Raw genomic sequence first — 23,523 nt, forward strand, 5'->3', positions numbered from 1 at the left:
AATTTTTAATAGTACTTCAAAGTTGCACTTTAGTATCTCATTTCGCAATACTCAATTTGAGTATTTATGCCTTTTATAACCAATGTTGATTCATTTTCAACATACCAATCAATTCTCCTGTCGATGAAATATTAAGCTTCTTCAAAATATTTCTACGGTGTGTATCTACTGTATGAGAACTAATATTTAACTTCTTTGAAATTTGTTTACTAGATTGATTTAACACAAGTAATCGAATCACATCGCGCTCTCGGTTACTTATACTGTCATTTAATAATTTTTGAGAGAAGTTATTAAAAAACAAGGTTTCATATTCGTTATGTGAATTTAATAATTTTGCAGACGCCGTAATTTCCATTTTAACATTAGCATCTAAAACCGTGTAATGTGCTAAACCAATAATCGGTTTTCCGTCAGAATCAAATACTAAAGGAGTGGTGTTCTGAATAATATTAACATAAACATCATCACTATTTTTAAGTCTAAAATTCCAAGTGTAATTGGCGTCTTTTCGTTTGTCTTCTGGAATTTCAGCAAGTGTAAACTCCATTAAACTATTGAGAGCGCTTAACCAAGCATCAATATCCTCGGGATGAATTCGGCTCCAAAAATAGCGCATACCCAACGCTTTTAGCTCACCCGCATCGAGACCTAAGCAGGCTGTAAAGTTTTTACTTATGTATTCAAAGGTTAAATCTTGAGTATTGGTAACACAAAAAAAAGTAGAACTATACGGTAAATAATCGTCGAGCTCTATAATCTTTGCGATATGCTCTTTTAGAAATGGCTTATCGTAGGATTTAAATATAAACTTATACAAATCCTTAATTTCAGTATATCTCATAGTGTAAAATTAGAAAATTTATCGAATCACAATAGCCTAGCCTTTAATAAAATAGACCTCAAACACTATAACTAACAGATTACGAGTACGTTTAGAATTGAAACTCAATTAACAAAACCGAACACAAAAACACTAATAATCAATACGTTATAATTATAATAAAGCACTATAATCTTAAAGTGTAATCGCTGTGGTATGCTTTACTTCGTTAATCATAAACATACTGTGCGTACTACCAATATGATCGATTTTAGTAAGTTTCTCGACCATAAATTCTCTAAAGGCTTTCATATCTTTCACCAAAACTTTAAGCAAATAATCATAATCTCCGCTCAAATGGTAACACTCTAAAACTTCATTGAGTTTCTTTACTTCACGTTCAAACTTAACGACATAGTCTTGTGAGTGTTGCACTAATTTCACATGACAAAAGGCTACAAAATCCTTTTCAACTTTACTTTTATCCACCAAAGCCACGTACTGTTTTATAATGCCGCTCTTTTCGAGTTTTCTTATACGCTCATAAACCGCAGTCACCGATAAATTTAATTGGTGCGATAAGGCTTTATTGGTTTGCTTACTATCGGTTTGAAGTAATTGAAGTAATTTTCTGTCAGTGGCATCAAAAATCATACGTGTTGTTTTTTCGGAAATAATTACACAAAATTCAAATTTAATTATAATAAAACTACTAAAATTAATAATTACAGATTATTCATCTATATATCGTCCCTACTATTGATTAATCATCTAATAATAACGAAGTTTGAATTAACTAATTCATAAATCAAACAACTATGACACGAGCATATTCGAAATCTTATCGCCTTAAAGGAGATGGTAAATAGCGAACTGCATGTGACCATTAAAAAACAATAAAACTAAACACATGACTTTTAAACCGGCAAACAATATACAAGACTTACAATACTTCGGGGAATTCGGTGGTGTTAACCCATCTATTTCAGATTCATCAACCTATACCTTTTTATCGGCAAAAACCATGTTCGATACCTTTGAAGGGAATGCAGATGGTTGTTATTTATACTCACGCCATTCTACTCCATCTAACTTATACTTAGGTGAAGCTTTAGCAGCCATGGAAGGCACAGAAACAGCAACCGTTACAGCTTCAGGTATGGGAGCCATTACTCCGGTTTTACTGCAACTTTGCGATGCTGGCGACCATGTGGTGAGCAGCAGAACCATTTATGGTGGCACCTATGCCTTTTTAAAGAACTTTACTCCACGTTTAGGCATTACCACAACCTTTGTGGACATTACGAAGTTAGACCTCGTTGAAGCGGCAATTACACCAAAAACTAAAGTGTTGTATTGCGAGTCGGTTAGTAATCCACTATTAGAAGTAGCAGATATTAAAGGTTTGGCTGCCATCGCTAAAAAACACAATCTAAAACTGATTGTAGATAATACCTTTTCACCTTTATCAATCTCTCCAATTAACTTGGGTGCCGATATTGTAGTGCATAGTTTAACCAAATTCATCAATGGATCTTCAGACACAGTTGGAGGAGTTGTTTGTGGCACACAAGAATTAATTAACGATTTGCGAAACGTTAACAGCGGAGCGGCTATGTTATTAGGCTCTACAATGGATAGTCTGCGTTCGGCTTCGGTATTAAAAAACCTAAGAACCTTACATATTAGAATGATGCAACACAGCCATAACGCTACGTATTTAGCAGAACGCTTTGAAAAAGATGGTTTAAAAACAGTATATCCAGGTTTAGCCTCTCACCCATCGCATGAGTTATTCAAATCTATGATGAATGAAAAATACGGTTTTGGAGGCATGATGACTATTGATGTGGGGTCTTTAGATAACGCCAATGCGTTGATGGAATTAATGCAAGAACGCAACTTAGGCTATTTAGCAGTGAGCTTAGGATTCTACAAAACTTTATTCAGTGCTCCAGGTAGCTCTACCTCTTCTGAAATCCCTGAAGATGAACAAGAAGCTATGGGACTAAGCGATGGTTTAATTCGCTTCTCTATCGGATTAGATGCCGATATTGAACGCACCTACGACATGATGAAAGCCTGCATGAAAGAATTACATATTCTTTAGCTTAAAAATGACACCTATTTATTTAAAGGTTAGATTCTTATATAACAGTAAGCGTCTAACCTTTTTTTTGCATCCTATTCTATCATTAGTATTCCATTTGCAAATGGCTTAACAAAATCGTAACATTACGACACTAAACTGAACGAAAATGCAAGAAAACGACAACCTAAGTGAGATTAAAACAGAAGAACAAGTAATTATTGACAATAAAGAACTTAGTTTTTTTGAAGCACTTATACCTGTTGTAATTCTAATGGCCATGTTAGCCTATAACATCTTTTTCGTTGAAGACCAAGAATGGCTTGGCGCGTATACCAATCAAATTATTTTAGTATTAGGTGGCGCGGTGGCTGCCGTTGTTGGCTTTTTTAATAAAGTGAGTCTCAGTGTTATGCTAAAAGAGGTCTGGGAAAATCTGAGAAGTGTGTTTGTGCCGATCATGATTTTATTCTTAGTCGGAGCCTTAGCTGGTACATGGCTCGTTAGTGGTGTCATCCCCGCTATGGTCTATTATGGTTTACAAGTTTTAAGTCCCGAAATATTCTTACCTGCTTCCGTTATTATCGCCGCTGTCATCTCAATTGCTACAGGGAGTTCTTGGACCACCTCTGCAACGGTTGGTATTGCTTTAGTTGGTATCGGAACCGCATTAGGTATTAATCCGGGGATGATTGCCGGAGCCGTGATATCCGGAGCGTATTTTGGAGATAAAATGTCGCCCTTAAGTGATACCACCAACTTAGCGCCTGCTATGGCTGGCACGGATTTGTTTACGCACATTAAATACATGGCCATTACAACCGTACCTACAATTGTTATCACCTTAATTGTTTTCGGAATTATAAGTTTCAATATAGATACAACCGGAAGTGCGGATATCAGCAACCTCCTCGCGTCTATAGATCAAACCTTTAATATCTCACCATGGTTATTTTTAGTGCCTGTTGGTGTAGTGACCTTAATCTTACTAAAGACAAAACCTTTAATAGCATTAGCGTCCGGAATTGTCTTAGCAATCATCTTTGCATTTGTGTTTCAAGGTACTATTTTAGAGGGGCTGTCTGAATCTAAATTTACGGCCATTACAAATTCAATTCTTACCGATACAGCTATCATTACAGATAATCCTAAATTAAACGATTTGTTCTCATCTGGAGGAATGAATGGTATGCTTTGGACCATCTACTTAATTATATGTGCCATGATTTTTGGTGGTATCATGGATGGCATCGGAGCACTTGCCCGAATCACAAAAGCCTTACTAACCATCGCTACGTCTATATTCGGATTATTTGCCAGTACCGTTTTAAGTTGTTTAGGCTTAAACCTTATTGCATCAGACCAGTATTTAGCCATTGTTATTCCAGGAAAAATGTTTAAGCAAGCCTATGAGGATAAAGGCTTAGCACCAGAAAACTTAAGTCGTACACTCGAAGATTCTGGTACTGTAACCTCTGTTCTAATTCCTTGGAATACCTGTGGTGCTTACCAAAGTGGTGTTTTAGGTGTCGGTGTAGGCGAATATATTGGCTATGCTATTTTTAACTGGTTAAGTCCTTTTACAACCTTATTATTTGCAGCCTTAAATCTCAAAATTAAGATGCTAAAAGCTAAATAGTTTTTATTTATTCAAAATAAAATTAAGTATAGCCAAAATCTATTGCTTTATAAAAAATTAAAATTTGCTTAACGTATTAATTCACTAATGAAAAGTATCTTTGTCGAGAATTGATTTAAGCTTTTTTCAATTGGCTACAACATGTTCTTTTTCACTCACTCTTTGTCTTTTTATTACTCCGTAGCGATACTATGCAGTTCAAAAAAGACTTCAATTGAGTAAAAAATAATCCTGTTTCGCTTCAACAAAAAAAAACTTAAATGAATTCATAAAATTAGTAATCAATTTAAAACTATAAAAACATGGCATTAGTAGGAAGAAAATTTCCAGATTTAGACGTAAACGCAATGAATGATATGGGCGACACTTTTAAAGTGAACGTTCTAGAAGAAGCACGTAATAACAATAAAAAAGTAGTATTATTCTGGTACCCAAAAGATTTCACTTTTGTTTGTCCAACAGAATTACACGCATTTCAAGCCGCTTTAGGTGAATTCGAAAAAAGAAACACCCTTGTAATTGGTGCGTCTTGTGACACAGCTGAAGTACACTTTGCTTGGTTAAGCACATCTAAAGATAATGGTGGAATTGAAGGCGTAACATACCCAATTTTAGCAGATTCTAACCGTAACCTAGCGTCAGCATTAGGGATTTTAGATATTTTCAACGAACAATTTGATGAAGAAACTGGTTTAGTAACTGTTGAAGGTGATAACGTAACATACAGAGCTACGTACATCATTGACGAAGAAGGAACCATTCAACACGAAAGCGTTAACAACATGCCATTAGGTAGAAACGTTAACGAATACTTGAGAATTATCGATGCCTTAACGCACGTACAAGAAAAAGGTGAAGTTTGTCCTGCAAACTGGGAAGAAGGTAAAGAAGCAATGCAAGCCAACGCAAAAGGAACTGCTGCTTATTTAGCATCTCATTAATCTAAAAGTTTAAAATTTATGTCATTGCGAGCAAAGCGTGGCAATCTGTTTATTAAGATAGAGATTGCTTCACGTTGTTCGCAATGACGTATAAAACAAAAACTATGATACAAGAATTAGAACAAGATAATCTACAAGAGATTATCAATAGTAACGATACAGTGATCGTACAATATTCAGCGACGTGGTGTGGAAATTGTAGAATAATGAAACCTAAGTTTAAGAAATTAGCAACAGAACACGAAGGCGCAACCTTTGTTATCGCTGATGCTGAAAAATTTCCTGAAAGTAGAAAATTAGCAACGGTAGATAATTTACCAACCTTTGCAACATTCAAAAACGGTGAATTTAAAAGTCAAGTACAAACAAACAAGTTCGATGTTTTAAAAGAACTGGTTGACGACGCTGTGTAACACACAATTTTTAGGTTGAGCACAGTCGAAACCTGTCAGGTTGAGCATTAGCGAGATCAAAATACATGTTGATCGAAGATAGCTTACATCGTAAGTCGAAACCTCTATAACAGGTTAAATACAATCGAAACATGTATGTCGGGTTGAGCGCAGTCGAAACCTCTATAGCAGGTTCAACACAGTAGAAACCTATCTGTCAGGTTGAGCATTAACGAGATCAAAATGTATTTTGAGCGAAGATAGCTTACAGCGTAAGTCGAAACCTGTCAGGTTGAGCGCAGTCGAAACCTCTTAATAACACAAAACACCATCAGCAATGAAACTACCCGTAATAAAACATTTAACGCAATTCATAGAAGACAATGACGAAGATTACATCATTGAAACTATTGAAACGCTTGAGGCCTTAACCGAAGTACCGTCTTTAAAAGATGAAGAGCTCGACGTTATTGGAGAATTAATCTCTAATATGTATGGTGCCATTGAAGTCAATAAAATGATTAAAGATGGAGCCACTAAAAAAGATGCCGTTAATAATTTTATGAAACGTGTCTTAGGGTCTATTGATAAATAAACATATTGAAACCACTATTGAAATCTCAAGTACAAGCTTGAGATTTTTTAGTTTACAGAAACGTCGTTTTTAATAAAAGTGCTATTTGATGCCCTCTATAAATAGCTCCTTCCATATAACCACCATAACTAGGTGAGGTTTCAGAACCTGCAACTATAAATTTACCATTCAAATACATGTTTTGAAAAATAGGATGGCCATTGTTGGCATGCGGATTTAAATACGTATCAGTTGCTGTAGTCGTTAGCGGCGCTTGACTCCAAACCATTTCTTCGTAAGACAAATAGTTTTCGCCATCGTCGCCAAAAAACTTTAAAAGCTGATGTTTAACTAACACTTCTCGCTGAGCTTTTGTTTCTGCAGCTAAGTTGCCATTCAAAAATCCCATTAAGGCAAACCTTTTATGAGCGACATCCGAATGATCGTAAATTTCTGTAAACGGACCAACATGACTAAAACCGGTGCCAGATAAGCCTTTCTTTTTCCAGAAGGGAGTTTTATAAACGACTGCAAATTTTATAGAATCTTTCATCCAAGTATGGCAATGGTTGGCCACGTCCACGAGTTCATCATCTAATGCTACAGGAAAATGAATAGAATTCACTAAAAGCTGAGGCGGCATTGTAGACACCACACTATCGGCTATAAATGTAGAATGTTCCGTAATAACTTCAATGGCGTTACCCTGCTCCTTAATGGTTTTTACGGTAGCATTCAGTAGGAGTTCGTCTTCAGAAAAATGAGCCGCTAATTGCTCTAATAGCGCTAGTGTACCTCCTGCAATTCTATAACTAATATCCTGATTCGCAGGAAGCTTAAAACGTTGTACTGTACTAGCAGTTGTGGCTTCAAACAAAGCCTCTCCAGCCATAGCTTGTTCAAATAAAGTCAGCTTTAACTCCTGGCACAACGCCATTAACTCTTTATTATACTTCCAAAGCCAAGTAGCACCTAATTCTACAGGGGTGTCATGGGTCTTTTTTGTAAAAATGCGGCCACCAATGCGATCATTAGCTTCTACTATTTTAATAGTAAAACCTGCTTTTTTAAGGAGATACCCTAAATATAATCCCGAAAGCCCTGCTCCTATTATAACGATGCTTTTATTCATTATATCAAAGATATATAAGTTAACCGTAATCCACCTATAATTTTTATGGATGAACGTCTAGTCGTAAGCAACCTAAACTTTATAAATCAAAAATGTCAGGTTGAGCATTAGCGAGATCAAAATACATTTTGAGCGAAGATAGCTTACAACGTAAGTCGAAACCTCTATAAAAGGTTGAACACAGTCTAAACCTATTTGTCAGGTTGAGCATTAACGAGATCAAAATATATGTTGAGCGAAGATAGCTTACAACGTAAGTCGAAACCTCTTTATAACCCAAAAACACCATCAGCAATGAAACGACCTCTAATAAAACAATTCATAGAAAACACTAACAAAGACTATAGCATTAAATCTATTAAAACCACGTTGCATAAACAAGATGAGTTTTGGTTTTTATAGAGTCTCGATTTTTATTAATTGGTGATTACGGTTTACCGTAAGTTAATTAGAATAGAAGGTTTTAACTTAGCTTTTGACGAAGAGAAGCTGTACGTAACTTTACGTATAGTTTTTATAAGAAATAGAATTAACTTCGTGGCTCATGACTTTAAATATTTAAAACACTTGCTGTTACCTGCCTAATTAGTGAGATATGAGTGATAGAAGTTATCATATAATTATTTGCCAATAATACCGAAAAATGAACACAGAAGAAAAATTAAAAATACGAATTAACCAATTAATTGAATTGGCAGATAATGTTTTACGAACCGAAAGAAGAGGAACTGGAACATTCTCGACATCATACGTTGACAATGAGCAATTTAACGAATTTAGAAATGCTTCTTTGTCTTTCATTTTAAATTTATACACGAAAGACCATCCTTATTATGAGAGTTTTTTTAACGACTGCCATCGAGCAACACCATTTGAAGCAAAAACAGGCAGAGGAATACTAACTTCGATAAAAACCGAAATTGAACAAGGTTGGTTAAATACTATTCGCGGACTTTTGTCAGCCGAAATTTTTACTGATTTCATCGAAATGGCTGAACATTTGCTGAATGAAAATTATAAAGATGCGTCTGCTGTTATGATTGGAAGTGTTTTAGAAGAACATTTAAGACAACTTTGTGTGAAAAATGGAATTGATATTACATCTGAAAAAGCTGGAAAACAAATACCAAAAAGAGCTGACTTGTTAAACGCTGAATTAACCAAAGCGACTATTTATAATAAACTTGACCAAAAGAATGTAACAGCTTGGTTAGACTTAAGGAATAAAGCTGCACACGGAAAATATGGAGAATACACGAAAGAGCAAGTTGAATTAATGCTTCAAAGTGTAATTGATTTTATGACAAGGAACGGTATCTAAATAAAAAGTACTATTGGCAACGGCGTGTATAATTAATAGTTAGTTCGAGCTTACTTACGAAAATCCTCGCAACAAACCATATACAACAACGTTGTATATCATTTGAACAAAACCAATGAAAAACACAAAAGACAAGATAAAAAGGATAAAAGTCGATTCTCTTTACGGGAAGAAAAAACACTTTAATGCTGCCGACAGAAAAGAAAAACAACATTACTGGATAGGAATTCCATTAATAGTCCTTAATGTACTGACAGGTTCTCTCTTATTTTACGTTCTGACAGATGAGGTAACAAATTGGGTGAAATATGTACCATTAGTTTTAGCACTAATAGCAGCACTTTTAAGTGGATTTCAAACATTCTTGAATCTTCAAAAAAAAGTTGAAGGTCATAGAAGAGTTGGAAACAAATATTTAGCTATTATGAAAAAATGTGATAGACTTCAAGCATATATTGATGATGATGCTATCAAAGACAAACATTTGATAGAAAGTATCGAAGAAATTGCATCAGAAATAGAAGACATAAATATAGAGTCTGAATCTTTTCCAACGAGTAATTCTGATTATCAACTTGCTAAAAAAGGAATAGAATCAGGCGAAGAGTCTTATACCGAAAACGAATTAGAATTATAATATGGCAAGCTCTATTGACTCTTACTTAAGAGGTTTGTCTTACTCATTTTATTTAAAAAAAGACTCTGCAGAAATTACAAGAATAAATGCATCGAAAAATAATCTTCTCGCCAACTTGGATAAAGAATTGGGAATTTTAATTAAACGAAGATTTGTATTCGGTTCTTACGATAGAGATACAATTCTTCCTAGGTCTATTGATAGCAAATCTGATATAGATATTATGGTAGTGTTTAATCATACTCAATACGAAAGAACACCAGAGACTTATCGTGGTTGGTTAAAAGATTTCGGAGACAAATATTATAAAGATAGATATGGCTCAGAAGTAGTTAGGTCTTTTCCAACTGTTACAATAAGACTTGGAAATATCCATTATGACCTTGTTCCTGCAAAAGAGGAAACTCAAATATGGAGTTCAACACTTTACATACCTGGAGATTATGGTTGGAAAATTACTGACCCAAGTGATGTGAAAACAAAATTAACAGAGGCAAACACAAAATATAATCAAGTAGTTCGTCCTATAGTTAGATTAATGAAAGCTTGGAATTGTAATAATGGGTATCCTTTCGATTCTTACAAATTAGAACTTTACATTACAGGACTTAATTACTTTAACGATAACGTTCAAAGCGGTTTTTTCTATGCAGTAGGTCAATTATCGACTGAATGGAACGCCCCCCAAACTAAAAAGGATAAAGTAACTAGTTTAAAATACAATATTGGAAAGGTGAAAGAATGTTTAGATGAATATGAAACGGACGAAGCTAAAAGATGGCTTCATAGAGTTTTACCATATGGATAACAAAATAAAAAACGGCATACAATACCATATAAAAATAATTGCGGTTTAGTGCGTAATCAAAGGGCGTTGCGTGTTTGTAACGTATTATTCCTTCGGAAATTCCTCGCACACAAACCCGCAACTTTCTATACACAAAACCATTGGCATTAATTAAAGAAACCGATGAACACAATACAAAAAGTTTAGAAATGAAAAGAATATTATGGATTTTGCCAATTCTGATTTTAATGAGTTGCAACGAAACGAAAAACGACAAAAAGACGGAACCGGAATTAGAAACTTCAAAATTTGAATCAAAATATAAAACAGATTTTGACTCTACAAAAATTTCGACTTTTACAATTGAGGAATCTGAATTTTCAAGCGCGAAAGCAATGACTCAAAAATTATCTGATTACTCAAGACAAGAACTAAAAGATATTCCAAAGTTTATAAGATTAACTGTTTCAATTGTTGTTCCATTTGACATTTCAAAAGAGAGCCTTGACAACACTTTAAAATCCATTGTTTATGAAAAAACTGAAGAAGATAAAGATATTGATGAAATCCTAATATTTGCTTATGATGATAAAAACGATATTGGAACTGGTTATACTTATGGAAAATTACTTTGGTCGCCTAATGCAAAAACGGGAAACGTAACACCTGAAATCGCAAAAAATAACATACGAACGAATTACAAATTTGATATTATCATCAAAGATAAAGTTGGGAACATATCTAAATCTGATTTACCGACAAAAAGAGAATTAGAAATTTACAATGAAATAATGAGCGAAAAATATTGGGATATGCAAGATGAAGAATCTGACCCGATTATTATGAAAAAGTTTAATATTAGCAGAAAAGAGCTTAAAGATATTTGGCTCAAAGTTGCAGCTAATAAATTATAATAACTACTACAAACACCGTATATAATTTTTTGCTAGTTCTAGCCTAATTGCGAAAATCCTTGCATCAAATCATATACAACAACGTTCAATTAAAAGCCAAATAATAAACAACTAAACACTATGAAATTAGAGAAAATTTTAGATAAACTCGGTTCCATTGAAAAGAACTCATTCATTAAGATAATCGATAATATCATATCTAAAAATCCAAAAAACTCAAAAGAAATCCAGAAAATTTTAAGTTCTTCAGATAAAGGATTAAAATCAGTTGATAATCAAAATATATCTAGAATATTTGAACTAACCTCAGGAGAATTTCAAGAACACATTAAATGTGAATTTCAGGAAATAACGTCTCAATTAGATATTTTAATTGATATCATAATTCGTGATGGAAACTGTATAATGAAACAAGATTGGTTTTCTCGATTGTACGAAAAAGAAATAAAACATCTGAATAGCAGAATTAAAAATCTCACTACTGATTCTAGTAACGATAAGTCCGAATTAAGTGAGACTAAAAAAAGAGATTATAAAATTTATAAAGCTTGTTTACATACAGCCTATCATAATGATATTGAAAACAATAGGGATTCAAGAATATCTTCTGACGAATTATCAATTATCCTAACACTTTCAAAACAATTAGGACTGTCCCAAGAAGAAATCAAGCTGATTAATTATTCTATTTTACCTGCCAAAACAATAGACATTCAAGAGGTCATAAAAGGACTAAAAAATATTGGGATCATTTTCTTTTCAAATAAAGAGAATACAATCTATGTTGCTGACGAAATGGTCAGAATGTTACGTAGAGTAAGAGAGAAAGAAGTTGCAGAAAAATTCTACCGTAGAACTTTAAAGCTTTTAAGAGAGCCAATAATTAATCAAATTGCTAGAGAACATAATATAGATAGAAAATTATCCTATGCTCAAAAAATTGAAGAAATCATAAAAGAAGGCGTTTCATTTACAAATTTGCTTTTAGAAGACATATACAAACCAGGAAGTACATTAACGGATAAGAAAAAAACCTTAAACGAGCTTTGTGAGAAAGGTTTAAATATTTCAAATCTTAAAGGAAGTGTTTTAGAGGAAAAGATTAATAGCCTAATAGAGCATTTTGAAAATGTTGAACGCGATGAAAAAGTTGGAATATCTTTAGATGGTTTTGACAAATTATTAACTGAATTAAACCAATCACTTCCCAAATTAAATAAGCAAATAAAAGAGCAATTTGAGCTACAAGAAGAGTTCGTTTTAAAAGCAGATTTTCTACTCGATTATAACATTAAACCCAGGGATATATTGGATTTAATTGTAAAAACAGATCTAACCATATTCATAAAAGACAATGGTATAAAGCAACGAGGCGATGATATTTTAAATATTCTTGAACATTATAAAGACGTTGAGAATTTATATTTAGAGAATTTTGAAAATGTTGCTTACAGAAATCTTAATCTATTAAAAGAAAACGGAATTACGGTAAAAGAAAGTGAACTAGGTTTAAAATTTGAAGAATTGACCAAAATTATTTTTGAAGGATTAGGTTTTAATGTTGATGACACATTAAAAAATCAGCTGAATACCAAGAAAGATATGATAGATATTCTTTTAAACTTAAATAATAACGAAATTATTATCGTAGAATGCAAAACAAGTAAAGAAAGAGGGTATAACAAATTCAGTACAGTTTCAAGACAATTAAAATCGTATCAAAATGTAGCTCTTAAAAATGATTTACGTATTGTAAAAATATTACTTATTGCACCAGAGTTTAGTGATGATTTTGTAACAGATTGCGAAATGGACACAGAAATGAATTTATCATTAATTACTGCGTCTACGCTATTGAATATTTTGGAAGCTTTCAAAACATCGAAATACACAGAATTTCCACACGTTTTATTCCGAGATATAATAATAAACGAGGAACGCATAATTAAAGCGTTAAGTAAGTAAAAGGAAAAACCAGTGGCTAACACTGTATTTAATTCATTGCTAGTCCTAGCCTACTTGCAAAAAACCTAGCAAATTTTCTATTCAGTTTGTATTTGCTACAATAAACTATATACACACTTTAAAACACAAATAAAAAAATATGAAAAAATTAATAAATTTATTACTTATTCTAGGAATCATGCTTTCTTGTTCTAACGATGATTCTACTGAATCACAACAACAAAATGAATTTCCGACCAATATTACTATTACCCCTCATAATGCTGAAATCGGAGATATTTTGACAATCAATGGAAATGGATTCTTAACAAATGAAAACTATACAATTAAATTTACTGAAAATTTAACGGCAACAATAATTGAAATTAACAGTAATTTTATAAAAGTTGAAATCCCCGAAAATACTATTTCAGGTGATATATCTTTAACTTTTAATAATCAAACAGAAATTATCGGAAGTATTGAAATAATTAACAATACAATTATTAATGATTTATACATTTATCACGATTCTGAAAACAAAATTGCCAAAATAAATATTGATGATGGTAATCTTTCATACATAGGTACTAATATAAATATACAAGGAGAAACTAGAGGAGCTGTTTATCATTCTAACAATAACGAATACATTGTCTTTGTAAATAGTAACTCTCCTAAAATAGTCCGAATCAATTTAGATAATGGAAATACAACCAATATAACTATCCCCAACTCCTTTTTAACTAATGGAACTTCGTTTGATGACTTAATAATTGATGATAACGATAATTTATACATTTATCACTATTCTGAAAATAAAATTGCCAAAATAAATATTGATAATGGTAATCTTACATACATAGGCACTAATATAAATATACAAGGAGAAACTAGAGGAGCTGCTTATCATTCTACCAATAACGAATACATTGTTTTTGTAAATAGTAACTCTCCTAAAATAGTTCGAATCAATTTAGATAATGGAAATACAACCAATATAACTATACCCAACTCTTTTTTAACTAATGGAACCTCGTTTGATGACTTAATAATTGATGATAATGATAATTTATACATATATCACTATTCTGAAAATAAAATTGCCAAAATAGATATTGATAATGGTAATCTCACATACATAGGTACTAATATAAATTTACAAGGAGAAACTAGAGGCGCTGTCTATCATTCTAATAATAACGAATATATTGTCTTTGAAAATAGCAGCTCTCCTAAAATAATTCGAATCAATTTAGATAATGGAAATACAACCAATATAACTATACCCAACTCCTTTTTAATTAACGGAACTTCCTTTGATGATTTAATCATTAAAAACCAATAAATACGTGTTACAATGTTGTATTTTATTTCGTTCTAGCCTACTTACAACACGAGCGTAGCGACCTGACATTAGCAAAACCCTAACAAATTTTCTATTCAGTTTGTATTTGCCAAATTAGTTGCTAGACTTAAAACAAAATTATTACAATCCATTATTAGAACACTAAGAAACACATATGATTACATTTTTAGAGTTAAAAAATAAAATTTTATCAGATAATGATAACCTCAAATATCTTGAAGATTTTATTTTGCCAACAACAGATATTGATATGCTTGTTTTATTAATAATTGTCAAAAAGGATGGATTAGATTTAAAACATGTAGATATCTCAAAATTCTTAGAGTCAAATTCAAGTGAATTAATGATAGAGCCGTTAGGTGAATTTGCTCCTTCTGGAAATCAATTTTTAAACATTTCTCTCGACCATATTCTCAAAGAAGGTTATAGTTATACATTTAAAGACGTTTTTGACGTCTTTGGACCGAATGCTTTAGTAAACGGTCAACTATTTATCATTGAGTTACAAATGGAATTTGAAAAATCCTTAAATGTATATATCGAATATGCAAGTGATGATATAAAAACACTTGGTCAATTTCTGGACCATTTAAACAATAATCAAGAAGAAATTAAAACAGTTAAAAAGCGCCCTTTTTGGAAATTTTGGGCATAATTAGACCTTTTATTCTTATAAACACTATAAAAATATATGAATTCTTATTATTTGATAGCATTAAATTTAATGAGTTTTAAACTTAAACGGTATATAATGCTTTGGTTGTTTAAGCCTACTTCCAAAAATCCACACAAATCCCCTATTCCATTTTTATTTACTAAATTAGTTCCTTAATCATCTAGGGACCAAAAGGCAAGACCTCTTGTCTTTGGATAAAGACATACGTAATCAATCTGAAAAACATAACATAAAAATATGACTTGGATCTTGATTACCCTGTTTATAATACTAGCCAGTTTTATAATTATATATCTAAAATTAATAGACAACAAAAAATACCAAAAACCAACGTATCTCTCCAACTTACAAGAAATCACGTTGTTTTTTGATACTATAGAAGGGTTTGACGATTATGTGACCTGGGTACGCTTTTAAATTTTTAAAGGCGAGTTCTACATAGCGTTTAGGATTCATGATGTTAACTTCATCAAGCGATACAATATCTTCTTCTAATATTATTGTTTTTTCTTTAATGCTATAAATGCTTTCACGACTATTTTGGATTAATGCAAACATTAATTACTAGAACAAAGCGACTTATGTAAATCCAAGTAGAGTTTGCATCACCTGTTCGTTGTGTTCGTGTCTATTCGTTATATATTTACTAAATTCGGTGTATCGAACACCTATCATAGAAAAAGATTCAATTAAGATAAAAACCAATGGCATGAAAAAACTATTTAAAATAGCTTTATTAGCACTAGTAGTAAGCGTTGTTAGCTGCGTAACTAGTGAAGACGAAACTACAGACGTACAACAAACTATTTTTAAAGCAACCATAGATGGACAGGTATTCGATTATGGAAATACGTCAAATGAAATAACAGCTTTTGTTGAGGTGACGTTATGGGATAATAAGCGATTAGTTATAAGTGGTACTGATTTTAATCTCAATACGTCATTAAAGTTAACTATTGGAGAAACCTTTCTCGAAGATCCAATTGCGACAGGACTATATAAAATAGGAACGTTACAAGATCATTTAGAAACGAATCTCTATTATTTTAATTCTAATGATACCAACGAGAATACAACCGCTTCTTCAGAATATTACTCGGGCGTATATGGCTGTGATGTTTTAGCGAGCAACCAAGTTGGTGAAATTAATATTACAAATTTAGATACCCAAAATAAAACAGTCTCAGGAACGTTTAGTGGCACTTTATTTCGATGGATAGATGTTACGACTGGCGAATTAAAGAGTGTTGAATTAGAAAACGGAATGTTTAGCCTCCCCTATATTGATAGAACTGAAGACGAGAATCCTGATATAAATATAATTTCAGCTAGAGTTGATGGTTTTCGTATGGTCACTGACGATCCAGGATCTCCTGATTCTCGCAGATCACAATCTTCAGGTATCGATAAAATTAGAATTCAGGGGTATGATGGCAACTTTGGAAGATTAACTATTTCAATCCCTTCAGATGTAAAAACTGGAACTGATTATGTATATCAACCAGACGGCAGCTCTCAATCTGTGGGAATCAGTTTTGAGAATAGAATTAACATTCCTGAAAATTTATTGAGTAATAACCCGGATCAATCTAATGATTCTTATATTTCTATTAGTAATCACAACGAAGACACAAACGTTATTGAAGGCACATTTTACATTGAAAATTCTGAAATTGAAGATAGAACTATTACTGATGGTTATTTTAAGGTCACTTATATTGATAATATAGATTAAGTTGTAAATTAAGGAACTCTGAATTTTAAGACACCATTATTACCCAAAACAAAAAACATGCACAAAATATTACACATAGCGCTACTACTTATCTTAACCACCAGCATTGGCTTCGCGCAATCTGACAATATCAAAATAAAGTCCGAACACCTTAAAGAAGCCAACTACCTAAAAATGGATGACTTCTATCTCACCCATTATTTATATATCGATTTATTCTTGAGAGAGAATTTATGTCCAACGGCAAGCCCAGAAGAGGTCTCAACAATACTAAAAGCCATAAAAACATATGTTTCTGTAGAGACGCCTTTAGAAATTGAGATTAAAAAACCTGGCGACAGAAACTATTTAATCAAAATGGCCATCTTAAAAAAAGAGGATGGTACCGAACTATTAATTGCCTTTACCAATTGGAATACAAAAGAGCGGAAATTTGAAAAGGAGATCAAAATGGAAAATGACTCCTACACCAGATGGTATTTTCTCAATGATAACAAAATGACCTATCGAAAAGATATGTCTGGGGAAAGTGATTATTCCGTTTTGAGCAAGTCCGATCTAGCAAATGCCTATCTCTTTGACGAACGCACCGAAAATGATACTAAAATTAAAAGCACAATTGACGAAGCGCTAAAAGAAACCGATCTCATAGATAATATTACCTCCCAATTAATATTATTAAAATATCATATCTTTAAAAGAAATACCAAAAGTATTAAGAAGCAAGTAGACTATTTAGACACCTTAATTGAAACCAATAAAGCAGATAGTAATCTCAAAGGCCTAGAAATGGCTTTTAGGGCTACTAAATTTCAAATAGAAGTAATGAACAGAAATTAGGCATAGTTGACTTATACCCTTTTTAATTTACGGGGTATGAGCTGTATAATACTTTGTGTAACACGTTACCACACATATGACAAAAAACAACTTTATTCTATTTTTTATAGCAATCAATTTCTTAAGCTGTTCTTCTCTAAAGAGGTTAAAAACAGTAACCCAAGGAAAAGTTGAACAAGAAAATTATACTGAAGAAATTCCATTTAAATTTGTTAAAAATCAAATCATAATCGAAGTAGAAATTAATAATAAAAATTATAGTTTCATATTCGATACAGGAAATGAATTAACAACTATTGACCCTAATATTATAAATGAAATTAGCTATAAATCAAACAACGTTAAGGGCAGAATATCTGATGCTAATAAAACTATAACTTCAAATGAATACCTATCAATTTCCAATATTAAAATAGGAAAAATTGATTTTAAAAATATCGGTGCATATTCTTCCGATTTTACGCATTATTATCAGTTTTTAGGACCAGATACATATTATGGAATAATTGGAAATAATTTAATGAGGAAAGCAAAATGGCAAATTGATTATAAAAATAAAGTTATTCGTATATCAGATAAGATTGATAATTTTAACATTGGTGGTAATTCAAAAATTTTTAAAACAAATTCTGGCAAATATGGAAATGCGAAAATCAAAATAAAACTAAATGGAATTGAAGATTCATACACATTCGACACGGGTTTCAGTGGAAATATAAGTGCTAACTTATCTCTTTTTAATAAACTAAATTCAAAAAAAAACATACCATATGTTACTACAACGGGACTAACTAGTGTAAATGCGAATGGAATAACTAAAAGCACTAAATACAACTCATTGCTTTCAATACAATTACTTAACGACATTAAACTTTCTAATCAAATTGTTACATTTAAAGAGAATGCATCAAATTTAATTGGTAATACTTTTTTTGAGAAATTTACAATTACTTTAGATTGGGCAAATGAGATTTTTTATTTAGACCAAAATTCTTATTTTAATGACGATATATTAACTGAACACCAAATATTCTTTCATCCAAATTATGAGCAAAATACAATTATTATATATTCCTATGAGGACAATTACTTGTTAGACAAACCTATTGAGCTTGGCACACAAATAATTGCAATTAATGGTATTAATGTTTCAAATTTCAACACCCAAGAATTATATGATTATTGGACAAACAATCGTTTTACGAAAAATGTGGAAATTGAAATTGAGGAAAAAGGTCTCAAAAGGAAAATAACATTAACAGAAAAACAGTTGCTTCCGAAATAAATACGTGTGGTAACCCGTATATAAAAAATTGCTGGTTTTAGGCTTAAACAAAGGTCGTTGCACGTTTGCTACGTCTGATTTTCCTTCGGAAAATCCTCGCACACAAACACGCAACATTTCATATACGTAACACGTTGGCCACAAGCAAAAAAACATCCAGAACCCATTAAACTTACGTAATAATTTATTAAATTTGTACGTAAACAAAAATGTTATGGATAAAAAACTCACATTAAGTTTAGACAAAACAATTATCGAAAGTGCAAAAAACTATGCTAAATCGAATAATATTAGCTTGTCGAAGCTTATCGAATCATATTTAAAGACTCTGACAAATCGCAAAAAAAATTCTGCCGAAATAACACCTCTTGTTGAAAGTTTAAGTGGTGTGATTTCACTTGACAAAGATTTTGATGTCAAAGATGCCTACGCTGATTATTTAATTGAAAAATACAAATGAGTAGATTATTAATTGACACAAATATTGTTATTGACCTTCTTTCAAAAAGAGAAAAATTCTATGACGAGGCTGCTGATTTGTTTTCTCGTGCGGATAAAAAAGAATTAACTTTAGCTATTTCATCATTAACATTTGCGAACACAAACTATATCTTAACAAAATTAAAATCAGCAAAAGAAGCGAGAGAAATATTAAGGAAATTTAAAGTGCTTGTAGAAGTATTAAGCTTAGATGATAAAATAACTGAATTAGCTTTAAGTGACGATAAGTTCCCTGACTTTGAGGACGGACTTCAGTATTACTCAGCTATAGAAAATCAAATTGAAATAATAATTACGAGTAATAAAAAAGACTTTAAAAACTCAAAAATTCCTATTTTAACCGCGAAAGAATTTTTAGCTCGAAAATAATGCCAGTGGCTAACACCGTATATAATTTATTGCTGCTTCTCGCCTATTTACAATCATACTTACGGAGTTTGATTTCCGTTATTATTTAGTTGCTTAAACTACGTAACACCCGAGCGCAGCGAACAGACGAAGTAAACCATTAACAAAACCGTTGGCAAACATATCAGAAATGACGAAAATCAGATATACAAAAGAAAGATTAAGAAGTAATTCAAGAATGGGAATATTCTTTGTAGCAATCGGAATTATTCTCGTTTTGCTATCTTTTATTACTTCAGAATGGAAAGAAATTTCACTCGCATCTATTGGAATTGGACAAATAGGAGCTGGAATTTTTATGTTTTTAATTTATTACTTTGAAAACAGAAAACAATATCTGACTCTGAAAAACGGAGAATTAATAAAAAACAGTCTATTTCCAAAAAAACTAAAACTAGCTGAAATAAAATCTATAAAGGAATTTGCTGGAGATTTAAAACTAATTACACAAAACACAGAATTTATAATTGACACTCAAATTGTTGAACCGAATTCTCTTGAGGAATTGAAAAATGAATTGAAAAATTATAATCTGAAATAAAGATACGATTTGCCACACCGTGTATAATTAATTACTTTGGCAAGTGCTTATTTGGAAAATTCCTTCGAAATTTTATCGGGTTCGTATATGTTTGCTAAATTAGCTGCAAAACCATGTAACAAACCATACACAAAACCGTTGCACTGCATTTTCGAAACGAAACTAGACAATTACAAATTAATCAATAAATCATTTAAAAAAGCACTGTAATTATCCAACTCAAAAGGCACATCTGCATTTTTTTCCATATCGTGAAAATGATGTGTAGCTAATAATTCCATTCCTGTAAAAGCATTCATTTTGTGAAAACCAAACATCACACCATCATCTACACTTTTTTGATTAAAAAACTCATTTTCTAAAGTAAATGCGGTTTTAGGTGCATTCCAACTTGTAGTAAGTATATATTTTTTTCCGTGCATTAAACCACCTGTTCCGTAATTGATGTTTGGATTTTTTCTGCTTCTCCCATCACTTGAATAAATTCCATTTTGATGTCCTTCCGTAAAAACTTCATCAATATATTTTTTAAACCCAAAAGGAATTTGAAACCACCAAATTGGCGTATGATAAATCACTATATCTGCCCACTTAAATTTTTCAACTTCTTGCTTTACATCATAATTGTCGCCCACTTGAGTAAATTTTACTTCAAATTCCTCACGCGTATCAAAATATGAAATAGTATTGTTGAAAAGTGTTTCGTTAAATCTTCCACCAGAATGTGCAAAAGGATGACTTCCATTAATTATAAATATATTTTTCATTGGTCTCTTATTTTATTTGAGGCAAAATTAAAGCAATACTTATTATTGTAAAAATAATACAAATCATACCTTTGTATAAATATTTTAATAGCTATGGTGAATTTAGAATGGTATAGAACATTTAAAGAAATATATGAAAACGGAACTTTAACTAAAGCTTCTATTGCTTTATATGCTTCTCAACCCGGAGTTAGTGTGCACTTAAATGCTTTAGAAGCTTATGTTGGTAAAAAGCTATTTGAGCGAACTTCCAGAAAAATGATTCCAACAGAAGACGGAAAATTTTTATATGAATATATTATTGAGTCTTTAAAAAAACTTGAAATAGCAGAACAGCATTTTAAAAAAACCACGCAAGAAAAAAATCCATCTCTAAACATTGGAATGTGCTCAGAAATGTTTCAACTAATTATTGAACCCGAAATCCCAAAACTAGATTTTGACCTAGTAGCTAGATTTGGAGCACATACAGATCTAATAAAAGATCTAAACAATGGCATTTTAGATTTAGTAATAACACCTAAAAAACAGAATGAAAAAAAATCATTAGTTGAGTATATTCCGTTTTCAAAAGAAAGAATCGTTTTAATTGCAGGAAATAAAACGAATGTAACTAAAATACAAAAACACCTAAAATCGAACGACTTACACGAGTTAGAAGACGAACTACTTCAAAATGTTTGGTATAGTTCATCAAACGAAATGGAACATTTTAGACGTTTTTGGTTTGAGAATTTTAATAAGAAACCTGCTTTTAAACCCAACTATATTTTACCAAACATTACTTCTATTATAAGATGTTTAAACAATGGAAATGGACTTGCATTAGTTCCTGATTTTTTATGTCAAGAACAAATTTTAAGAAATGAAATAAATTTAGTTTGGGAAGGAGAAGTAAAAACGGAAAACACTTTATATTTTGCATCAAGAACAGATTTGAAATACAAAAAAGAATTAGATATTATTAAGAATATATTTAAATCAAAAATGAAATAAACGCAGTGCAACAAAGTACTGTGGCAAAAAAACACGTAAAAAAGTATTAATTTTTACTAAAGTTCGTTTATAATTTCTATCATATAGTAACCTCGATTTAGCTATTGCAAAAGCCTGTTTCAGTAGTTTATTACACACGGCGATTAATGCTATTTTTTTGCGCTTTCCTTTATAGCTACGATTCCCACGTAAAGATCTTGGCATGCTTTAAAAAGTCCACTAAGATCATTTAGTATTGGTAAATACTATAAACGAAAATTGACAACGAACTAATTAATTTACAAACCAGATTGGTAAATGAATACACAGTAAAAACCAAAGGAGTCGCCAAATGTAGGTCGTAATTTAAGCGGTCAAAATCAAAATCCAACACACCATACGTTAGTGCAATATGGGTAGCACCATCCGCAAAGCCTACCTGCGCAATATCAAAATCAGTTAGTGTTAACGCAAAATCACTGCTAGAAATTTCTAACTCAAACGGTAAAACCTGCCTTACATCACACGCTGGTGTATAGCTAAACTGCTCCAACAATTGCAAACCATGTACCTGCCCTACCCCATTTGCAACACAGCGTTCACCACGTTTATGTGTCGTATCCAAAGCCTTTATAGCCGTAAACAAGCCCATCAAACGACTATGAAAATGTGTGAATTTGTGCCCCTTATAAAACGGATACAATGCAGATCTAAACGCTTTATTTATTGCAGAACAATGGCCAAACTCATTGGCATTTTCGCGCACGCGCTGCATACTAGCCTTGCTCTTTATTGCTTTTTTAGTAAACCCACCACCCGCTTTTCGTGCAATCGGCTTACCATTCAAATAATAAAAATTAATACCATTTAACGTCCCTACTAAAGGGATAATTCCGGTCTGTTGTGCCATAACACCATATTTTAAGTTAAACACTTACAATACAGCAATATACAAAATATTATAATACAGGTTATAGCGTGGTTATAGCATGCTTATAAAATGCTTAAAACAAGCTTATAGCGTAAGTGATGACATGGAGTTAGCAATTAAGTTAATAACCAGAATAGTAATACGGGCGTATGACCTTAAGTCGTGTATAATTAAATGTTTCGTTGTGGCCAACTAACGAAAAGTCTAGCGGATGTTCTTTTACGTTTTTATTTGCTAAATTGGGTGTCAATACACATAACAAAATCACACAAAAAAACGTAAGAATCAATACCACACACCAT

The 23,523-nt window shown here is 32.0% G+C and carries 24 protein-coding genes and 1 pseudogene; 19 read left to right on the plus strand and 6 right to left on the minus strand.

Annotated elements, in window-relative coordinates:
- Positions 1–73: 73 nt before the first annotated feature.
- Both HM984_RS01345 and HM984_RS01350 read right to left on the minus strand, forming a co-directional pair.
- Positions 74–844, minus strand: coding sequence for a LuxR C-terminal-related transcriptional regulator (locus tag HM984_RS01345; protein WP_179347805.1), 771 nt, complete (start codon positions 842–844; stop codon positions 74–76).
- A gap of 174 nt (positions 845–1,018) precedes the next feature.
- Positions 1,019–1,477 carry an Lrp/AsnC family transcriptional regulator gene (locus HM984_RS01350; RefSeq protein WP_115808706.1) on the minus strand — a complete coding sequence of 153 codons (459 nt, stop codon included), beginning with the start codon at positions 1,475–1,477 and terminating at the stop codon, positions 1,019–1,021.
- A 256-nt stretch (positions 1,478–1,733) separates the two neighbouring features.
- Here HM984_RS01350 and HM984_RS01355 point away from each other — a divergent pair, with 256 nt between their 5' ends.
- The 5 genes from HM984_RS01355 (at position 1,734) to HM984_RS01375 (ending at position 6,479) form a co-directional block, all read left to right on the plus strand.
- Positions 1,734–2,933 carry an aminotransferase class I/II-fold pyridoxal phosphate-dependent enzyme gene (locus HM984_RS01355; RefSeq protein ID WP_179347806.1) on the plus strand — a complete coding sequence of 400 codons (1,200 nt, stop codon included), beginning with the start codon at positions 1,734–1,736 and terminating at the stop codon, positions 2,931–2,933.
- A gap of 148 nt (positions 2,934–3,081) precedes the next feature.
- A complete protein-coding gene (nhaC, locus tag HM984_RS01360) occupies positions 3,082–4,551 on the plus strand; it encodes a Na+/H+ antiporter NhaC (RefSeq protein WP_179347807.1) in 1,470 nt (489 codons plus the stop codon).
- A gap of 302 nt (positions 4,552–4,853) precedes the next feature.
- Positions 4,854–5,492 (plus strand): peroxiredoxin, encoded by a 639-nt coding sequence (locus tag HM984_RS01365; RefSeq protein ID WP_020897039.1) that lies wholly within the window; start codon positions 4,854–4,856, stop codon positions 5,490–5,492.
- Between the two features lie 104 nt (positions 5,493–5,596).
- Positions 5,597–5,905 (plus strand): thioredoxin family protein, encoded by a 309-nt coding sequence (locus tag HM984_RS01370; RefSeq protein WP_020897038.1) that lies wholly within the window; start codon positions 5,597–5,599, stop codon positions 5,903–5,905.
- Positions 5,906–6,221: 316 nt separating this feature from the next.
- Positions 6,222–6,479 (plus strand): DUF6952 family protein, encoded by a 258-nt coding sequence (locus HM984_RS01375; RefSeq protein ID WP_020897037.1) that lies wholly within the window; start codon positions 6,222–6,224, stop codon positions 6,477–6,479.
- Between the two features lie 52 nt (positions 6,480–6,531).
- On the opposite strand, the gene HM984_RS01380 is transcribed toward HM984_RS01375, so the two are convergent.
- Entirely contained in the window at positions 6,532–7,590 is a 1,059-nt protein-coding gene (locus tag HM984_RS01380) for a flavin monoamine oxidase family protein (RefSeq protein ID WP_179347808.1), read from the minus strand.
- Between the two features lie 643 nt (positions 7,591–8,233).
- Between HM984_RS01380 and HM984_RS01385 the strand changes: the two genes are divergently transcribed.
- The 13 genes from HM984_RS01385 to HM984_RS01445 all read left to right on the plus strand — a co-directional run bounded on the left by HM984_RS01385 (position 8,234) and on the right by HM984_RS01445 (position 20,548).
- Positions 8,234–8,911, plus strand: coding sequence for a DUF4145 domain-containing protein (locus tag HM984_RS01385; protein ID WP_179347809.1), 678 nt, complete (start codon positions 8,234–8,236; stop codon positions 8,909–8,911).
- A gap of 115 nt (positions 8,912–9,026) precedes the next feature.
- Positions 9,027–9,548 carry an SLATT domain-containing protein gene (locus HM984_RS01390; RefSeq protein ID WP_179347810.1) on the plus strand — a complete coding sequence of 174 codons (522 nt, stop codon included), beginning with the start codon at positions 9,027–9,029 and terminating at the stop codon, positions 9,546–9,548.
- A 1-nt stretch (position 9,549) separates the two neighbouring features.
- A complete protein-coding gene (locus HM984_RS01395) occupies positions 9,550–10,356 on the plus strand; it encodes an SMODS domain-containing nucleotidyltransferase (protein ID WP_218844996.1) in 807 nt (268 codons plus the stop codon).
- Positions 10,357–10,496: 140 nt separating this feature from the next.
- Positions 10,497–11,249: a hypothetical protein gene (locus HM984_RS01400; protein ID WP_179347812.1), complete on the plus strand. Its 753-nt coding sequence runs from the start codon at positions 10,497–10,499 to the stop codon at positions 11,247–11,249.
- A gap of 120 nt (positions 11,250–11,369) precedes the next feature.
- A complete protein-coding gene (locus HM984_RS01405; protein ID WP_179347813.1) occupies positions 11,370–13,214 on the plus strand; it encodes a hypothetical protein in 1,845 nt (614 codons plus the stop codon).
- Positions 13,215–13,353: 139 nt separating this feature from the next.
- Positions 13,354–14,541, plus strand: a complete 1,188-nt coding sequence (locus HM984_RS01410) for an IPT/TIG domain-containing protein (RefSeq protein ID WP_179347814.1) — start codon at positions 13,354–13,356, stop codon at positions 14,539–14,541.
- A gap of 175 nt (positions 14,542–14,716) precedes the next feature.
- Complete coding sequence (locus HM984_RS01415; RefSeq protein WP_179347815.1) at positions 14,717–15,217, plus strand: hypothetical protein; 501 nt, start codon at positions 14,717–14,719, stop codon at positions 15,215–15,217.
- 730 nt (positions 15,218–15,947) lie between these two features.
- Complete coding sequence (locus HM984_RS01420; RefSeq protein WP_179347816.1) at positions 15,948–16,973, plus strand: hypothetical protein; 1,026 nt, start codon at positions 15,948–15,950, stop codon at positions 16,971–16,973.
- 57 nt (positions 16,974–17,030) lie between these two features.
- Positions 17,031–17,813: a hypothetical protein gene (locus HM984_RS01425; protein ID WP_179347817.1), complete on the plus strand. Its 783-nt coding sequence runs from the start codon at positions 17,031–17,033 to the stop codon at positions 17,811–17,813.
- Between the two features lie 76 nt (positions 17,814–17,889).
- A complete protein-coding gene (locus tag HM984_RS01430; protein ID WP_179347818.1) occupies positions 17,890–19,098 on the plus strand; it encodes an aspartyl protease family protein in 1,209 nt (402 codons plus the stop codon).
- A gap of 214 nt (positions 19,099–19,312) precedes the next feature.
- Entirely contained in the window at positions 19,313–19,558 is a 246-nt protein-coding gene (locus tag HM984_RS01435) for a DUF6364 family protein (RefSeq protein WP_115808692.1), read from the plus strand.
- Positions 19,555–19,968, plus strand: coding sequence for a type II toxin-antitoxin system VapC family toxin (locus HM984_RS01440; RefSeq protein ID WP_179347819.1), 414 nt, complete (start codon positions 19,555–19,557; stop codon positions 19,966–19,968). Before HM984_RS01435 ends, HM984_RS01440 begins: the two co-directional genes overlap by 4 nt.
- Positions 19,969–20,119: 151 nt before the next feature.
- The gene (locus HM984_RS01445) at positions 20,120–20,548 is read left to right on the plus strand and encodes a hypothetical protein (protein ID WP_179347820.1); all 429 of its coding nucleotides are present in this window, start codon (positions 20,120–20,122) and stop codon (positions 20,546–20,548) included.
- Positions 20,549–20,718: 170 nt separating this feature from the next.
- On the opposite strand, the gene HM984_RS01450 is transcribed toward HM984_RS01445, so the two are convergent.
- A complete protein-coding gene (locus HM984_RS01450) occupies positions 20,719–21,315 on the minus strand; it encodes an NAD(P)H-dependent oxidoreductase (protein ID WP_179347821.1) in 597 nt (198 codons plus the stop codon).
- A 93-nt stretch (positions 21,316–21,408) separates the two neighbouring features.
- On the opposite strand from HM984_RS01450, the gene HM984_RS01455 reads away from it, so the two are divergent.
- Positions 21,409–22,311 (plus strand): LysR family transcriptional regulator, encoded by a 903-nt coding sequence (locus tag HM984_RS01455; protein WP_179347822.1) that lies wholly within the window; start codon positions 21,409–21,411, stop codon positions 22,309–22,311.
- A gap of 69 nt (positions 22,312–22,380) precedes the next feature.
- On the opposite strand, the pseudogene HM984_RS01460 reads toward HM984_RS01455, so the two are convergent.
- Both HM984_RS01460 and HM984_RS01465 read right to left on the minus strand, forming a co-directional pair.
- Positions 22,381–22,520 (minus strand): annotated as a pseudogene (locus HM984_RS01460) (IS110 family transposase); the annotation flags it as partial.
- A 20-nt stretch (positions 22,521–22,540) separates the two neighbouring features.
- Entirely contained in the window at positions 22,541–23,200 is a 660-nt protein-coding gene (locus tag HM984_RS01465) for a hypothetical protein (protein WP_179347823.1), read from the minus strand.
- Positions 23,201–23,523 lie beyond the last annotated feature (323 nt).

The organism is Winogradskyella pacifica, from assembly GCF_013403915.1.
GTDB lineage: Bacteria > Bacteroidota > Bacteroidia > Flavobacteriales > Flavobacteriaceae > Winogradskyella > Winogradskyella pacifica.

What these genes read in the sequence shown, in the direction of transcription:
- HM984_RS01345 (WP_179347805.1), bottom strand. Translation starts at nt 844, where the DNA reads ATGAGATATACTGAAATTAAGGATTTGTATAAGTTTATATTTAAATCC.
- HM984_RS01350 (WP_115808706.1), bottom strand. Translation starts at nt 1,477, where the DNA reads ATGATTTTTGATGCCACTGACAGAAAATTACTTCAATTACTTCAAACC.
- HM984_RS01355 (WP_179347806.1), top strand. Translation starts at nt 1,734, where the DNA reads ATGACTTTTAAACCGGCAAACAATATACAAGACTTACAATACTTCGGG.
- nhaC (WP_179347807.1), top strand. Translation starts at nt 3,082, where the DNA reads ATGCAAGAAAACGACAACCTAAGTGAGATTAAAACAGAAGAACAAGTA.
- HM984_RS01365 (WP_020897039.1), top strand. Translation starts at nt 4,854, where the DNA reads ATGGCATTAGTAGGAAGAAAATTTCCAGATTTAGACGTAAACGCAATG.
- HM984_RS01370 (WP_020897038.1), top strand. Translation starts at nt 5,597, where the DNA reads ATGATACAAGAATTAGAACAAGATAATCTACAAGAGATTATCAATAGT.
- HM984_RS01375 (WP_020897037.1), top strand. Translation starts at nt 6,222, where the DNA reads ATGAAACTACCCGTAATAAAACATTTAACGCAATTCATAGAAGACAAT.
- HM984_RS01380 (WP_179347808.1), bottom strand. Translation starts at nt 7,590, where the DNA reads ATGAATAAAAGCATCGTTATAATAGGAGCAGGGCTTTCGGGATTATAT.
- HM984_RS01385 (WP_179347809.1), top strand. Translation starts at nt 8,234, where the DNA reads ATGAACACAGAAGAAAAATTAAAAATACGAATTAACCAATTAATTGAA.
- HM984_RS01390 (WP_179347810.1), top strand. Translation starts at nt 9,027, where the DNA reads ATGAAAAACACAAAAGACAAGATAAAAAGGATAAAAGTCGATTCTCTT.
- HM984_RS01395 (WP_218844996.1), top strand. Translation starts at nt 9,550, where the DNA reads ATGGCAAGCTCTATTGACTCTTACTTAAGAGGTTTGTCTTACTCATTT.
- HM984_RS01405 (WP_179347813.1), top strand. Translation starts at nt 11,370, where the DNA reads ATGAAATTAGAGAAAATTTTAGATAAACTCGGTTCCATTGAAAAGAAC.
- HM984_RS01410 (WP_179347814.1), top strand. Translation starts at nt 13,354, where the DNA reads ATGAAAAAATTAATAAATTTATTACTTATTCTAGGAATCATGCTTTCT.
- HM984_RS01415 (WP_179347815.1), top strand. Translation starts at nt 14,717, where the DNA reads ATGATTACATTTTTAGAGTTAAAAAATAAAATTTTATCAGATAATGAT.
- HM984_RS01420 (WP_179347816.1), top strand. Translation starts at nt 15,948, where the DNA reads ATGAAAAAACTATTTAAAATAGCTTTATTAGCACTAGTAGTAAGCGTT.
- HM984_RS01425 (WP_179347817.1), top strand. Translation starts at nt 17,031, where the DNA reads ATGCACAAAATATTACACATAGCGCTACTACTTATCTTAACCACCAGC.
- HM984_RS01430 (WP_179347818.1), top strand. Translation starts at nt 17,890, where the DNA reads ATGACAAAAAACAACTTTATTCTATTTTTTATAGCAATCAATTTCTTA.
- HM984_RS01435 (WP_115808692.1), top strand. Translation starts at nt 19,313, where the DNA reads ATGGATAAAAAACTCACATTAAGTTTAGACAAAACAATTATCGAAAGT.
- HM984_RS01440 (WP_179347819.1), top strand. Translation starts at nt 19,555, where the DNA reads ATGAGTAGATTATTAATTGACACAAATATTGTTATTGACCTTCTTTCA.
- HM984_RS01450 (WP_179347821.1), bottom strand. Translation starts at nt 21,315, where the DNA reads ATGAAAAATATATTTATAATTAATGGAAGTCATCCTTTTGCACATTCT.
- HM984_RS01455 (WP_179347822.1), top strand. Translation starts at nt 21,409, where the DNA reads ATGGTGAATTTAGAATGGTATAGAACATTTAAAGAAATATATGAAAAC.
- HM984_RS01465 (WP_179347823.1), bottom strand. Translation starts at nt 23,200, where the DNA reads ATGGCACAACAGACCGGAATTATCCCTTTAGTAGGGACGTTAAATGGT.